This window comes from Pseudomonas extremorientalis, assembly GCF_024584605.1.
Taxonomy (GTDB): domain Bacteria; phylum Pseudomonadota; class Gammaproteobacteria; order Pseudomonadales; family Pseudomonadaceae; genus Aquipseudomonas; species Aquipseudomonas extremorientalis.
On record NZ_CP089519.1, the window covers coordinates 842863 to 857808 of the forward strand.

At 61.4% G+C, this 14946-nt stretch carries 13 protein-coding genes and 1 pseudogene; 5 read left to right on the forward strand and 9 right to left on the reverse strand.

Going from position 1 to position 14946, the window contains the following annotated elements; translation table 11 throughout:
- Positions 1–28: 28 nt before the first annotated feature.
- From mksF to mksB, 3 genes are read right to left on the reverse strand one after another with little or no spacing between them, the layout of a single operon-like run.
- On the reverse strand, positions 29–2869 hold the full coding sequence (gene mksF / locus LUU92_RS03570; RefSeq protein ID WP_222540922.1) for an Mks condensin complex protein MksF: 2841 nt from the start codon (positions 2867–2869) through the stop codon (positions 29–31).
- A complete protein-coding gene (gene mksE / locus LUU92_RS03575; RefSeq protein ID WP_071490982.1) occupies positions 2866–3573 on the reverse strand; it encodes an Mks condensin complex protein MksE in 708 nt (235 codons plus the stop codon). The genes mksF and mksE overlap by 4 nt, the downstream gene beginning before the upstream one ends.
- Positions 3563–4840, reverse strand: a complete 1278-nt coding sequence (gene mksB / locus LUU92_RS03580; RefSeq protein ID WP_071490983.1) for an Mks condensin complex protein MksB — start codon at positions 4838–4840, stop codon at positions 3563–3565. The genes mksE and mksB overlap by 11 nt, the downstream gene beginning before the upstream one ends.
- Positions 4841–5027: 187 nt before the next feature.
- Here mksB and LUU92_RS03585 point away from each other — a divergent pair, with 187 nt between their 5' ends.
- Both LUU92_RS03585 and rimI read left to right on the forward strand, forming a co-directional pair.
- Positions 5028–5774: an energy transducer TonB gene (locus tag LUU92_RS03585; protein ID WP_071490984.1), complete on the forward strand. Its 747-nt coding sequence runs from the start codon at positions 5028–5030 to the stop codon at positions 5772–5774.
- Entirely contained in the window at positions 5767–6219 is a 453-nt protein-coding gene (gene rimI, locus LUU92_RS03590) for a ribosomal protein S18-alanine N-acetyltransferase (protein WP_003188286.1), read from the forward strand. Before LUU92_RS03585 ends, rimI begins: the two co-directional genes overlap by 8 nt.
- A gap of 115 nt (positions 6220–6334) precedes the next feature.
- Here rimI and LUU92_RS03595 read toward each other — a convergent pair whose 3' ends face one another.
- Positions 6335–6700 (reverse strand): serine kinase/phosphatase, encoded by a 366-nt coding sequence (locus tag LUU92_RS03595; protein WP_071490985.1) that lies wholly within the window; start codon positions 6698–6700, stop codon positions 6335–6337.
- A 154-nt stretch (positions 6701–6854) separates the two neighbouring features.
- On the opposite strand from LUU92_RS03595, the gene can reads away from it, so the two are divergent.
- A complete protein-coding gene (gene can, locus LUU92_RS03600) occupies positions 6855–7499 on the forward strand; it encodes a carbonate dehydratase (RefSeq protein WP_010213394.1) in 645 nt (214 codons plus the stop codon).
- On the opposite strand, the gene LUU92_RS03605 is transcribed toward can, so the two are convergent.
- The 4 genes from LUU92_RS03605 to LUU92_RS03620 all read right to left on the reverse strand — a co-directional run bounded on the left by LUU92_RS03605 (position 7496) and on the right by LUU92_RS03620 (position 11571).
- Positions 7496–8017, reverse strand: a complete 522-nt coding sequence (locus LUU92_RS03605) for an SET domain-containing protein (protein ID WP_257103170.1) — start codon at positions 8015–8017, stop codon at positions 7496–7498. The two genes, can and LUU92_RS03605, sit on opposite strands and share 4 nt — an antisense overlap.
- A gap of 147 nt (positions 8018–8164) precedes the next feature.
- A complete protein-coding gene (locus tag LUU92_RS03610; protein ID WP_257103171.1) occupies positions 8165–9334 on the reverse strand; it encodes a hypothetical protein in 1170 nt (389 codons plus the stop codon).
- Positions 9335–9456: 122 nt separating this feature from the next.
- Positions 9457–11157: an acid phosphatase gene (locus LUU92_RS03615; RefSeq protein WP_071490988.1), complete on the reverse strand. Its 1701-nt coding sequence runs from the start codon at positions 11155–11157 to the stop codon at positions 9457–9459.
- 93 nt (positions 11158–11250) lie between these two features.
- The gene (locus LUU92_RS03620; protein ID WP_257103172.1) at positions 11251–11571 is read right to left on the reverse strand and encodes a hypothetical protein; all 321 of its coding nucleotides are present in this window, start codon (positions 11569–11571) and stop codon (positions 11251–11253) included.
- A 151-nt stretch (positions 11572–11722) separates the two neighbouring features.
- Between LUU92_RS03620 and LUU92_RS03625 the strand changes: the two are divergent.
- Positions 11723–12007 (forward strand): annotated as a pseudogene (locus LUU92_RS03625) (HepT-like ribonuclease domain-containing protein).
- Positions 12008–12043: 36 nt separating this feature from the next.
- Here LUU92_RS03625 and LUU92_RS03630 read toward each other — a convergent pair.
- A complete protein-coding gene (locus tag LUU92_RS03630; RefSeq protein WP_092240514.1) occupies positions 12044–13462 on the reverse strand; it encodes a short-chain fatty acid transporter in 1419 nt (472 codons plus the stop codon).
- 186 nt (positions 13463–13648) lie between these two features.
- On the opposite strand from LUU92_RS03630, the gene LUU92_RS03635 reads away from it, so the two are divergent.
- Positions 13649–14932, forward strand: coding sequence for an MFS transporter (locus LUU92_RS03635; RefSeq protein WP_257103173.1), 1284 nt, complete (start codon positions 13649–13651; stop codon positions 14930–14932).
- Positions 14933–14946: the final 14 nt, after the last annotated feature.

Below are 14946 nucleotides of genomic sequence, written 5' to 3' on the forward strand. Positions count from 1 at the left end.
CGGCCTTTTTGCATTTCAGCGCAGCACGTCAGACTTCATCCAACTCCGGCTCATCCGCCTGTACATTAACCGTTGCCTTCACCACATCATGACGGCGGATGTACTTCCAGTCCGCCTCATCAATGTAGATCCCATTCGGCCCGCTGCCGCCTTCCAGGTCGATCGCCACCTGGGCGGACACCTGCGGCTTCACACTGGCCAGGATTGGCACAAAGCCCAACTGCAAGCTGGTCTCCAGCAATGCGGCCTGGTTCTTCTCGTCGATATCCGCTGCCTCGTCAAGGTAATACGGCAAACGTACACGCCCGGCCTGGTCGCGGTCCATCAAGTGCAGCAACAGGTACATGTTGGTCAGCGCCTTGATGGTCATGGTGGTGCCGTTGGACGCGGCGCCATCGATGTCAGTATGAATCACCGGCTGGCCATGCACCTTGGTAATCTCGAACGCCAGTTCGAACAAATCCTTCAGGCCCAGCTGGTTGTGGTTGGCCGCCACCAGCCGCGCCAGGTACTCCTTGGCTTCTTCGTTCTTGTTGTCCTGCTCGGCGCTCTGGCTCAGGTCGAATACCGAGAGGGTTTCGCCTTCTTCATATTGACCGGCACTGTGGATGATCTGGTCGATATGCTTGAGCGCTTCCTTGTTCGGCGCCAGTACGATGCGGAAGCTTTGCAGGTTGGAGACCTGGCGCTTGTTGATCTCACGGTTGAACAACGCCAGTTGATGCTCAAGGCTGTCGTAGTCGCTGCGGATGTTGCGCAGGGTCCGTGCGATATCGGTGACCGCCGCACGGCGGGCCTTGCCGAGTGTCAACGCTTCATCCGTGCGGTGCGCATAAGCGTTGATCAGCAATTGCAGGCGACGCTCAACATCATCCTCGCTGTCGAACTTGGCCACGCCCTTGAGGCGAACCTGGGCGTACAGCGCTTCGATCTGGCCATCGGCGCGCAGCAAACCTTGCCAACTGTCCTGATAGTCATTGAGCAGCGGCAACAGGTTGTCCATGGAATCGTCGATCGGGTCCATGAACGGCGTGCCGAACGGCAAATCCGCCGGCAACAACTGACGGCGACGCAACGCGTCGTCCAGCGTACGTTGCTTGGCTTCCATATCGCCGATCTGGCGGCCCACCAATTGCAGCTTGGCCGACAGCTGCTGGACGCGCTCGGTGAACGCATCGCTGGAGCGCTTCAACTCATCCTGCGCCGCTTCCATCTGCGCCAGGTTTTCCAGCTTCTCGCCTTCTTCGGCGCTCAGGGTTTGTGCACGGCGGAAGTCTTCAAGGGCCTTTTGCGCATCGAGCACCTGCTGGTACAGCGCTTCGGTCTGCGTCTTGCTCGCGGCACGGTCGGAGGCTACAGCCTGCTGGGTTTTCAACTGCTTGAGTTCTTTTTCCAGGCGTTCCTTCTGGTCACGCAACGCCGCGCGATCTGCCAGGGCCTGCAAAGCCGGCGGTTCGATATGTGAGATGTCGATGGACAGCCCCGGCACTTCAAAGCGCTCGCCCTTGAAGCCGTCGAGGATCTGCTCCAGGGATTTGACCCACTGGCCGTCTTCGTCAAGCGTGATGCCGTGCTCGCCCAACGGCAGGCTGAACAGCGAACTGTTGAACAGGCGCATCAGACGCTCGACGTCTTGCTGTGAGAATTCTTCCCGCAGTTTGGCGTAGCTGTTGTTGTCCGCATGGTCGAGCTGTTGCTTGACCGACTTCAAGCGCTTTTCAAGGTCGCGCAAACGCTCGTCCAGATCCTCGGCGCTGAACTGCCGCGACTGCGCCAGGGCGCCGGCCAACTCATCGTGGGCATCCTTGGCCGCCAGCAGTTGCTGTTCCAGCATCTTGACGTCATCCACCAGGGCAAATCGATGCTTGAGCACCGACAACTCGCCCAACCAACGCTGGATACCACTGATTTCCCGCTCCAGGCGCATCAGCTCCTGGGTGCCGCCACGCTGGTCGTTCTGCAGCGCGTCCTGCTCGTTGCGGTAGTGCTCGGCCTGGATCGTCAGTTCTTCCTTGCGTGCACTGGCGTAGTCCGACCAGGTGCCCAGCAGCGAATCCAGCAGCGGCGACAGGCGATGCAATTTGCCACGCAGCACGTCGCGCTGGCGAACACCATTGGACAGCGCTTCTACCAGCGGGCCGGCGGCGACCAGGGAGTTGTAGTCCTGCTCCATGCGCCTTACATCGCGGAAGGCTTCTTCGCACGCGGCGATGTAATCGACACTGCCGGAACGCAAGCTGTGTTCGAAGGCATCGAGAAACAATTGCTTGAGCTTGGCCGCAGTGATTTCACGCATGTGCAGCAGGTTGATAAACAGCGCGCGGAAGGTCTTCAGGCTCTGCTCGCTGGTGGAGCGCAGCGGAATCAACGTCAGGTCCAGCGGGATTGACGTATGCCCACCCACCAGCAAGCGACGCAGCTCATCCGGCTTGAGTTCGTAGGCTTTCAGGCCTTCGCGCTCAAGGTTGGTGAACAGCTCCTTCTGACGCAGGCAGGTGTCGTTCTTCTGGTAGTGCGCCAGGTCCAGCTTGCCGGCATAGGCAAAGAACTGGTGACCGAAACCACCGCCCGGGCCGCGCCCGACCACGCCGATCACGTGTGGGCCGTGGGGCAGTGAGACTTCCACGAGGATGTAGCTGGTGTCGGTGGCAAAGTAGAAGCGCCGCGATTGTTCCAGGGTGTACTTGCCGAAACTCATGTCCGACATGCGCGCCAGGATCGGGAACTGCAAGGCGTTGATCGACGCGGATTTACCCAGGTTGTTTGCGCCATATACCGACAGCGGCTCTTCCAGCGGGAACAGACCCAGGCTGTAACCGGCGGTGTTCAATAGGGCGAAGCGGCGGATGCCGTAGCGTTCCTTACTCATGCATCGGTCTCCTGTTCTTCGGCAATGGCGCGGGCCAGGGCGTCTTCATCGCTCTCATCGGCGAAGTCGCTCAAGTCGAGTGGGTCATCGGTTTTCAGCAATTTCTCATCGCTGTCTTCGTCGATGATCACCGGTGCCGGCAGCGGCAACACGCTGTGCACGCTGGCTGCCAGGTCGCGGTCTTGCTGCACCGACAGGCACACATCGAGGAAGCGGTGCATCGGCGGCAGGAAGCGATAGATGCCGTTGTCTTCGCTGGCAAAACCCAGCTGGGTCATACGGCGCATGATTTTTTCTTCGAGTTCTTCCTGGGTCTGCACTTCGGCCTGGATAAACAGGTCGCGGTACTTCTCCAGCAACGACGGCAACTCATCACGGCCCAGGCTGCCACCGTCGAGCACGGCAATCGGGTCGCGGCCCTGGTCGGCCAGGTGCTCGACGATGATGAAGGTGAACAACGCCAGGCGCTGGGCGGTCTTGTTGACCTGCGCGGCCGCCACGGCGGTGTCCGGCACGAAGTAGTAGAAGCCCCGCGTGTCGCATACCAGCTCAAAGCCCAGGGCCTTGAACAGCGTGCGGTACTGGTCCTGGAAGTTCGACAGTTGTGCGTACAGCTCCGGGTCGCGGCGGCTGACGTGGTAACCCTTGAACAGCTCGCGAAAGATCGGCGCCAGCTGGGACAGTTCGGATAGATCAAGATGCATAAGGTGTGCTCGCAGAATTCTCGGCTGCATCAGGGCTGGCCGGGAGCAGGGCGAAGGAGCGCAGGCTGACCTGGTGCTCGTGTGTGTGGTAGTCGCGGCGTTCCAGGCGTTCGCGCTTGAAGCGTTTTTCCCGCGAGAGGCGCGAGAACCAGTACAGCAATTCGTCGGTGGCGCCGTCGGGTTCCTGCTCCAGCAGCCAGGTCATCAGGTCCGGCATCGGCAGCGCGTCTTCGCAGCGCTCGAGCATTTCCTTGACCGTGCGCGGTGCGCGCTGGGCGTCGCCCTTGTGGGACTTGTGCGCCTTGGGAAAGCGCGCCGGTTTCGGCTCGAAATTCGCCAGGGCATACACGTAGGCTTCCACCTGGCTGGCACTGCCGAGGAAGGTGCTCTGCGGCCGGGTGAACATCGGCATCGCCGCCTGCGGGACTGCGTCCAGGCCTTTACGGCGAATGGCCGACAACGCCAGCGCCGCGCCACGGGTCACGGCGTTGTGCCGACGCGCTTCTTCGCGCAGCGGTAGCAGCAGCTCGCGGGCGTGGCGCAGAGTCAGCTGGGCGCTGGTCTGCATCTCCAGGATGCGCGCGTGGGTGCGCAGCAGCATGTCGTCGTCCACCAGATGGCCGAGACGCTGCTGCTCGGTGAGCATGCGCAACAGCACATTTTCCACCTTGCGCACGCCTTGCTCGAAGGCGCCGTCGGCGTTCACCAGTTGGATCATCGGTTCGACGTATTCGTCCCAGGTCGCGAGGACCTCGGCATAACGCTGGCGCAACGGAATCTGGCGGTCGCTGGTCTTGGCGCGATCGGCCACTGCGGCGAGGGCCTGTTCGTCGTTGGCGAGTTTTTTCAGCACGTCGCGCACGCGCATGTCGAGCAGGCGTAACTGACGGGCCAGGTCGTGGCCATCACGGATATCGAAGGCGTCCTGGATATAACCGGCCAGGCGCTCGAGGTGGCGCAGGTAGGCTTCGATTTCCAGGCACAGGCCAAGCCGGTGCTCCTTGCGAAGATAGGCCAGGAAGTCGTGGATCTGCGCATTGAGCTCGAAACGGTTCGGGCTCTTGGCAACAGGCACCAGGATATCCAGGCGAATCCACACGTCCAGCAGGCTGGTGATGTCCTGTGGCGTGCTGTCCAGTTGTTGGGCGGCCAGTTGTGCGCGCAGTTCGCCCAGGCTCAGGGTGCCTTGGTCGAAGTGTTCGCACAGTGGCTCAAGCAGGGCCCAGTGTTCGGCGAGGGCGCGCAAGACGCGCTTGGGTTCGATCATTGGAATGGCCGGCTGGTTGGCGATTAAAAGTCGCGATTGTACTGCATCGGACGCGGGATTTATCCACAGCCGGTCAGTACGCAGTGGGCGATTGTTGCCGAACAGCGGTAGAATCCCCGCTCTTTAGTTATCCACAAGTGGCCGAGCTGTGCTTATCGAGTCCCGACGTCGCGCTTACTTGACCGCCATGCAGGTGGTCAACTGGCTGCCCCGCACCGAACTGCCGTTTGCCGCGCCGTCGCGGCCCGAGCTGTTGCAGGCGCTTGAGCCCTATGAGGCGTTCGAGTCTTCGGGCGAGGAAGCGGCTGCGCCGGTGGCGGTGGTCAAGCCCACGCCGGAGACGCGACCGGTGGTCGAGCGCGCCAAGATCGAAGTGCCGCGCCCCGTGCCGGTGACCAAGGCCGCCAAGGTGGTCGAAGAGGCGGCCCCGGTGGTCAAGGCCCCGGTGGTGCCGCCACCGCGCTTTGCCCTGCAATTGCTGCGCGCCGGGCGCTGCCTGCTGCTCGTCGAGTTGCCCACCGGCGAACGTTTCCAGACCCGCGACCCCGCCTACATGCTGCTCAAGGACATGCTGCGCGCCGCCGGCCTGCCCGACAGCCCGCAAATCGTCGGCGACCCGGTGCGCTGGCCGCTGCTGGTGCGTGGCAACATGGATCAAGGCCCCGAGGCCGCACGGGATTTCGTGCAAGGTTTTGTGTCGGCGCGCCTGGAAGACGAACCCTGCGCGTGCCTGTGGCTGATCGGCTTGCCCGCTGTGCGTTTTGCCGGCGAGGCCAATGCCGAAGCCTGGTACCGCGAGCTGCAGGTCGAAAGCCTGGGCTTGGTGTGGGTCCTGCCGGGCCTGGAATTATTAATGGAAGAGCCACAGCGTAAGGCTGATGTCTGGCAAGCCATGCGCCGGCTGATGGCGCGCTGGAAAACAACCGATGAGTGAGGCTTTATCCTTCCGCCCGATGACCGAGGCCGACCTCGACGCCGTGCTGAAAATCGAATACGCGGCGTTCAGCCATCCCTGGACCCGTGGGATCTTTCTCGATGGGCTGGGCAAGTACCAGATCTGGCTGATGTTCGAAGGTGAGCAGCAGGTGGGGCACGGCGTGGTGCAGATCATCCTCGATGAGGCGCATCTGCTGAACATTACCGTCAAACCGGAAAACCAGGGGCGCGGCCTGGGACTGGCGCTGCTGGAGCACTTGATGTCACGTGCCTACGCGGCCAATGCGCGGGAGTGCTTCCTGGAGGTGCGCGACAGCAATACCGGCGCGTTTCGCCTGTATGAGCGCTATGGTTTCAACGAGATCGGCCGTCGCCGGGACTATTACCCGGCTGTCGGTGGCCGCGAAGATGCGGTCGTCATGGCCTGCACCCTGGTCGACTAAATACATAGCCCATTGTGGGAGGGGGCTTGCCCCCGATGGCGGTGTACCAGGCACCTCATCAGTCTGACATGCCGCTATCGTGGGCAGCCCCCTCCCACCTGTAGGACACGTTCTGTCAGCGGTTACCGTCTACTGGATCAATATCTGCCAATTCGGCCTCATCCAGGCCATTGCCCCCACCGATCTCATCCTCATCGACGATACTCAGGTCCCAGTCCGCCGGTTCGCCTTCGCCCGCTTCCTGAGCATCCCTTGCTCCATCTTCATGGATCAGCGTTTCAGGGCTCATGTCATCGTTCGTCGCTTCATGGTCTTCGGTCGAAGCCCCAGTCAGCCCGGCCTCCCGCACCCGTTCGTCGCCGATATGCGTGGTGGGCGCGTCTTCGTCAAAATCCAGCTCGCGCATCGAGCCCATGCGATCTTCATTGTCATCAATCGGTTCGGGCTGTGTAGCGCCGTAGGGGCGTCGTGATTCAGTCATGGCCAATCCTCATACTGTGGGGCTTATAGTGTGTGGACAGGCTGCGCGGCCTAAAGATTCAAGCTAATTCACGCTTGTTATTCGCCGGCAGGGCGTGACCTGGACGTGGGGTTGTCAGTCACAAAACTGCGCATCATTCCTGAGGCTTTCCCTGATGAACGAACTACAAGACCTGCTTGATAACAATGAACGCTGGGCGGACGCGATCAAACAGGAAGATCCCGAATTCTTCGCCAAGCTCGCCCGCCAGCAAACCCCGGAATACCTGTGGATCGGCTGTTCCGATGCCCGCGTACCGGCCAACGAGATCGTCGGCATGCTGCCGGGTGATCTGTTCGTGCACCGTAACGTGGCCAATGTGGTGCTGCACACCGACCTCAATTGCCTGTCGGTGATCCAGTACGCGGTGGACGTGCTCAAGGTCAAACACATCCTGGTCACCGGCCACTATGGCTGTGGCGGCGTGCGCGCCTCGATGCAGGACCGTCAGTTCGGCCTGATCGACGGCTGGCTGCGCACCATTCGCGACCTCTACTACGAGAACCGCGACCTGCTGGCCCAATTGCCCACCGAGGAAGAACGCGTCGACCGTCTCTGCGAGTTGAACGTGATCCAGCAAGTGGCCAATGTCGGGCACACCAGCATTGTGCAAAACGCCTGGCACCGTGGGCAGAGCCTGTCGATCCATGGCTGCATCTACGGCATCAAGGACGGTCGCTGGAAGAGCTTGAACACCACCATCAGTGGTTTCGAGCAGTTGCCACCGCAATACCGCCTGCGTCCGCTGGGCGAAGCCTAAGAGCGTTTACGGTCGCGCCACTGGGCCATGAACGCCTGCCCCTCGGCGTTCAATGGTTCATCGCGACCGGTAATCCAGCCCCGGCAGTTCAATTCGCCGCATTGGCAGGCGAACTGCCGGAACAGCACGTCTTCGGTCATGGCGTAATCCACGGTCAGCAGGGTGTCGGCCTGGATTTCGTGCAACGTCCAGACCTCCAGGTAGTGCAAGTCGAGAAACACGTTCGGTTTGCACGAATGCGACAGCAGGCCACTGAACCAGCAGTCGTAGAGGTGGATACGCGACGATAACTGCAACGTGTGCAGGCGTCTTTCGCTCAGGGCGTAGCCTGAGATCTTGGCGATGCACACACGGCTGTCAAAGGCCACGCGCGCCTTGACTCCCACGCCCACCCCTTGAATGTTGTGCACCACCTCAAATTGCCTGTCCGTTGGGTAGCCTTGTCCGAGCGTGGACTTGAAAGGGTAAAGGCTGTCACCCACAGCGGTTTTAGCCTTATCCATGGCCTGAGTTTTCATAACTCTCCTGGTTTAGGCTGCATCGACCTGCGGGTGGTGGCTGACTACCAGTCTTGCAGCGGATGGGCGCGGCTCAAGACTCGCCGAACATGGACCTGATTTCTACTGTCAATGTTGACAGTAGAAATCGGCTGTTTTTTGTGCAATTTACAGCACCGGCGCGCTGATCGTCGGGAGTGGTGCTGCATTGCGCAGCTGTTTCAATTGGGTCTTGATGGTTGGCGTGGCGCATTTTGCATTCGCATCTTCCGGGGATAGATTGCGCACCGAGGTGTAGAACAGTTCGCACGTCTGCTCCTTGCGGGTGACTTGCCAGGTAGTCATGCACGCCTTGAGTAGTACGTTCGGATCGCTCGCGGGTTTTTGGCCCATCCCGGCCTGCCAGCAGGCGGCGCTGAGATCCTGGCCCATCACCTTCAAACCGGCTTCGTCGGCTTTCTGCTCGTTGCCGTCGTAGGTGTCGGGGCTTGCCGCATACCAGATGTAACTGGGGTGGTTGGCACCCAACACCGAAACAGTTTTGCCAGCGGCGGGGCTGATCTGCGCCAGGCCCAGTACTGCCACGGTCTGCCCGTATTGTTGCTTGATCCAGCTGCGCACCGGTGCGCCGAACGCCACCATGGGCAATGCCCCTTTGGTGGACAGGCTCAACTCCCGGACCATGCGCGTCTGGTAATCGGTGAAATAGCTGTAGACGGTTTCCAGGTCCTTGCCCGCATTGGAGGGCGCGGCGATGGGGGCGATATCGATGATGGTCTGGTAGGCCGGCGTTTCGGTGGCCGGGATGCCATTCTCCGTGAGCAAGGTGGCCCAGCGGTCGGTGGTGGCCGATTCAAGGTAGTCCTGGGCCTGGGTCAGCGAGTAGTCCGGCGGGAAGTGCAGCAGCTCGATGCTCTTTCGATTGTCCAGGGCCATGCCCAGCGGCAGGAACAGGTACCAGTTGTAGGCCCACTTGCCATCGCTGTTGAGCTTGCTCGCGCCTTGATAGGCCAGGTCGGCGGTATTGAGCAAGGAGGTCAGCGGTTGGCCATAATTGTCCGGCACACCGCTGAAGGTCGCCGAAACCTGCCCGTCATGGGTCTTGACGCTGACTTTCGCCCGGGTGTACCCATCCCGTTGCAGGCTCTGGTTCAGGTAATGCTCGGCAGTCTGTTCCAGCGTCCAGGGCCGGAAGCAGATTACGTTGCAGTTGTTGGGGAAAGCGAACAGCTTGGTCACACGCTGGGTGCTCCCCAGCGGTACATCGACATCGGCCTGTACGACCGCACTCGCCATCAGTGCGGCCAGGGTGAAGGACAGCCTGGTTGGTTTGAACATTGTTATTTCCTTGTCAGCGAAAGCCCGTCTGCGCGGGGTGAAAGCCCACCTCCACACAGTAGCGGCTGACCAGGAAAACCGCGTGCTAATTCAGCGGGCATGTCGCTATTGGATAAGAAAACCTACACGCTGAACTGCAAAGCGTTGCTCAAGTCGCCCATGGGTTTCTGACCGCGGGCGATCATCGCGTCATCGCGTTGCTTGAGGCCGTCCAGAGTCTCGAGCTGGAACACCCGGGTGATCAAGCGCAGGATCGACCCGGTGTCGTATACCGTATGGTCCACCGTGCCTTTGCGGGCGAACGGCGATACCACCAGCGCCGGAATCCGCGTGCCAGGCCCCCAGCGGTCGCCCTTTGGCGGTGCCACGTGGTCCCACCAGCCGCCGTTTTCGTCGACGGTCACCACCACCACCATGTTTTTCCACTGCGGACTCTCTTGCAGCACCTTCAAGGCACGGGCGATATGGCGGTCGCCAGACGCCACGTCGGCATAGCCCGCGTGCATGTTCAGGTTGCCCTGGGGTTTGTAGAAGGTCACGGCGGGCAGCTGGCCGGCCTGGGCGTCGGCGAAGAACTTGTTGGTGCTCGACTCGTCCCCCAAACCAGCATCGCGCAGGCGTTTGTCGCGCTCGACGCGGTTCTCGGGGCCCTGCTGCTTGAAGTAGTTGAACGGCTGGTGGTGATACTGGAAGTTCGGGATTTTTGGAATGCCGCCCGAATCCTTGAACTGGTCCAGCGTCGCTTGCCAGGCGCCGGCGTACCACGCCCAGTCGACGTTCTTCTTCGACAGCTTGTCGCCGATGTGTTCGTGGGTTTGCGGCACCAGCACGTTGGGCAGGTCAGGCTTGGAATAGTCCGGGTTTTCCGGGTCACGGATCCAGGTCGGCCAGTACGGTGGAGCCAGAGTGTTCACGCCGTAGCCATCCGGGGTCAGCGCGCTGGGGCCGAACTGCGGCGGGCCGGTCATCGCGCTGGCGGGGGACTTGTCCAGGGGCTTGAGGCGCGGGTCGGTGGGGTCATCGCTTTGCAGCGTGGCGATCTGCGCCTTGGCCACCGATTGCGCGGCATTCGGGTAAAACGGCGCGGTGGCGCTGATCAGGTATTGATGGTTGAGGAACGAACCACCAAACGCCCCCTGGAAGAAGTTGTCGCAGAGCACAAACTCCTTGGCCACGTCCCACAGGCGCAGGGAATAACGGCTCTGGGCGTAATGGCCCATCACCAGGCCGCCGGAGTCGGCCCAGGCGACGAAGTTGTCGTTCTTGCCGCCGTTGATCTGCATCTGGTTCTGGTAGAACACGTGCCACAGGTCACGGGTGACCAGGCTCAGCGGCAGGTCTTCGGCGTTCGGGCCCTTGAGGGCGAAGGGCGCGTTGGGCAGGTTCTCCTGGAATTGCACTTCGCTGGGGTAGGTCACCCCGTCCACCGTTTGCGGGCCGACTTGCAGCACACCACCCCAGGTTGGAGGCAGGGTCGTCAGCAGGCTGCCATCGCGGTCACGCTGCTGCGTGTCGGCGGCGGATAGCGCCGACAGCGGTTTCTCAACACCCGGGAAGTCCGCAAACAAGTTGTTGAAACTGCGGTTTTCGGCGTAGATCACCACCACGGTTTTCACCTGCTCACGCAAGGCCTTGTCCAACTCTTGCGGCGTCAGCGGCCGCGCCACCGGTTTACCCGGTGCTTCGCTGGTATTGCCGCAGGCACTCAAGGTTGCGCCAACCCCCAGCACCGCCGCGCCCCCCAGGAAACGACGACGGCTGGTGTCGACTGGCGGTTGGGCTGCGGAATCGGGGGAAGGGCGGTCTTCGTGCTCGTCGCTCATTGCGGGGAGTCCTTGGCGAGGTGTTGCAAGATATTTCGCAGGACGGTAGCAATGCAATGTGACGGAACGAAGACAGTGATTTGAATCAGCGGATCACAGCAGGCGCAGCGCCAACTCGCTGCCGGCGCGCAAGTACTCCACCTGCGCCGACACCGCGTCCTTGACGATGGCCTCGCCCGTGTCGGTCAGCCTGGCCTTCTTTGCATCGACAACAGTGGTCTGCAACAACTGCATGGCCACGTCGATCGATTTCTGGAAGGCGGTCACGTTGTTGTGCAGGCCGAACTCCTTGATCACCGCGTCCATGCGGCGATCTGCGTCGTCGCGCAAGGTCCTGTATTCAGTGACTGAAACGTTGCCGTACTGGTAGATATCAGTGATCAACTCTTCCAGTGATTTGGATAGGGGCGTCATCGGAGTTCCTTGTTGCTAGGTGAGTAGGAGTCCGAGTCAGGTTAATCAAAGGTATTGGTGGGTGAAGCCAGAGATTGCCATTCATCCGCGTGAGATAAGCCCACGCGCTCGATCAGACATGAGTCACATCCGCTGAGCTGCCACTGATGCGATCACCTTTGTTGATGGCTTGGGTAAAGAGGGTTTTCTGGAAGACAAGTGTACTCAGCAAGCGGTGATCATGAGCCTGATCATCATTGGTGAAGCTTCGACGAAAATCATGGACCAGTATCCGGATTTTGCGTGAAGTCACCCGCAAATCCCATGGCGTAGCATGCGCGGAATGCGCAACCGAATCGCCCACGGTTATTTCGATATCAACCTTGATGTGGTTTGGGACACGATCCAGAGCGCCCTGCCTGATCTATTGGAATGTTTTCCTGTTGCGCCTGAATGAAGCACCTGTTGCAGCAACAGATGCTTCATCGATTGGTCAGGGCATTACCGGCGGCAAATACTTCAACGTTGTCCCCAGCGCCCACAGCAGGAACAAGACCAGCGGCGTGTGCACCAGCAACTGCACGAACGAAAAGCCAATCAGGTCCCGCGCTTTGAGCCCCAGCACCCCCAGCAGCGGCAGCATATAGAACGGGTTGATCAGGTTCGGCAGCGCCTCGGCGGCGTTGTAGATCTGCACCGCCCAACCCAGGTGGTATTGCAGGTCATTGGCCACTTGCATCACGTATGGCGCTTCGATGATCCACTTGCCGCCGCCCGACGGGATAAAGAAGCCCAGCACCGCCGAATACACGCCCATCAGCAGCGCGTAGGTGTCATGGGAGGCGATGGAGGTGAAGAAGGTGGAGATATGGTGCGCCAGGGTCTGGCCGTCGCCACCCTTGACCACGGTCATCAGCGCGGCGATCGAGCCGTACAGCGGAAACTGGATCAGCACGCCGGTGGTGGTCGGCACCGCACGCGCCACCGCATCGAGGAAGCTGCGCGGGCGCCAGTGCAGCAGGGCGCCGGTCATGATGAACAGGAAGTTATAGGTGTTCAGCCCTGAAATGGCACTGATCGCCGGTTTGGTCGAGAACTCATGGAACAGCCAGCCGGCCGCCAGCAATGCCAGCAGAATGGTCAGCAAGGGGCTGTGCTCGAGCCACTCACCCGGGCGGGCGGGGGCTTGCAGTTTGGGCAGGTTGAACGCCGGGTCGACCCCACAGGCCTTGGCATCGCGGGCGCTGTTCGGGCCGGGTGCGGTGGCGTAGGCGATGATCAGCGACACCACGATCAATGCCAACAACAGCACGCCGGATTGCCACAGGAAGATGGTGTCGGTGAACGGGATCACTCCCGTGATCGACAGAATCGACGGCGGCAGGCTGGCCGGGTTGGCCTGCAACTGTGCCGCCGATGACGACAACCCCAACGCCCACACGGCGCCGAGCCCCAGATACGCCGCTGCACCGGCAGCACGGTAATCCATGCGCAGATCCGTGCGACGCGCCAGCGCCCGCACCAGCAAACCGCCAAACACCAGGGACAAGCCCCAGTTCAGCAACGAGGCGACCATCGAGATAAGCGCCACCCAGGCCACGGCCGAGCGGCCATTCTTTGGGATACGCGCCAGGCGGTCGATCAGTTTCACGGCGGGCGGCGAGCTGGCGACGACATAACCGCCGATCACCACGAAGGCCATCTGCATGGTGAACGGGATCAGGCTCCAGAACCCATCACCAAAGGCCTTGGCGGCCTCGGTCGGTGCGGCGCCCATACCCAGGGTCGCCACGGCAACGATGATCACCGCAAGGGCGGCGAATACCCAGGAGTCAGGAAACCAGCGCTCGGCGAAATTGGAACAACGCAGGGCAAATCGGGCATAGCGGCTTTCTTCGATAGCATCGGCCATGAGTCTTTCCTCTTATAGTTATTAGGGTGCAGGCGATTTTTCCGGCATGTTCCGCTACGGCCATTGATATGGGAATGCAGTTATCTTCATCGATCCATGAGGAAAACAAATATATCTGCCGCGATTGCCATCATTGGGCTCAGCTCATAACCTGCACGCCATTTCGTTTGTCTGCCGAGCCTCCACATGACTGCCACCTTTCCTACGCAGGCGCAGCGTTTTTCCCGCTCCGACTACAAAACCCTGGGCCTGGCCGCCCTCGGCGGTGCCCTGGAAATCTACGATTTCATCATCTTCGTGTTTTTCGCGCTGACCTTGAGCCAGCTGTTCTTCCCGCCGGAAATGCCTGAGTGGCTGCGCCTGCTGCAAAGCTTCGGCATCTTTGTCACCGGCTACCTGGCGCGCCCGCTGGGCGGCATCCTGATGGCGCACTTCGCCGATCACCTGGGACGCAAGCGCGTGTTCAGCCTGAGCATCCTGATGATGGCCTTGCCCTGCCTGCTGATCGGGATCATGCCGACCTACGCGCAAATCGGTTACTTCGCCCCGCTGATCCTGCTGGTGCTGCGCGTGCTGCAAGGTGCGGCGGTCGGCGGTGAAGTGCCCAGCGCCTGGACCTTCGTCGCCGAACACGCGCCGCCCCACCATCGCGGCTATGCCCTGGGCTTCCTGCAAGCCGGCCTGACCTTCGGCTACCTGCTCGGCGCCCTCACCGCCACGCTGCTGGCGCAGGTCTTCACCCCCGCAGAAATCCTCGACTACGCCTGGCGCTTCCCATTCCTGCTCGGCGGTGTGTTCGGCGTGATCGGCGTGTGGCTGCGCCGCTGGCTCAGCGAAACCCCGGTGTTCCTCGAAATGCAGGCCCGCCGCCAGGCCGCCGCCGAACTCCCGCTGCGTACCGTGCTGCGTGACCATCGCGCGGTGTTGCTGCCCGCGATGATCCTCACCTGCGTACTCACCTCCGCCGTGGTCGTACTGGTAGTGATCACCCCGACCATGATGCAGAAAACCTTCGGCATGAGCCCCAGCCACACCTTCGCCCTGAGCGCGTTGGGCATTGTGTTCCTGAACATCGGCTGCGTCCTGGCCGGCCTGTTGGTGGACCGCATCGGCGCCTGGCGCGCGGTGCTGGTCTACAGCCTGATGCTGCCGGTGGGGATTGCGGTGCTGTACGCCAGCCTGATCAACGGCGGGATCTGGCTGGGCGCGGCATATGCCGTGGCGGGCCTCAGTTGCGGCGTGGTCGGCGCGGTGCCGTCGGTGATGGTCGGCCTGTTTCCGGCGCAGGTGCGGGTGTCGGGGATTTCCTTTACCTACAACATTGCCTACGCGCTGTGGGCGAGTACCACGCCGCTACTGCTGATTGCGTTGATGCCGACCAGCCCGTGGGTTTGCGTGGGGTATTGCGTGGTGATGGGGGCGGTGGGGGTGGGTAGTGTCATTCGGTACGGCGAAGGCGTTGCTCAGTAGTCCCACTCTGATTC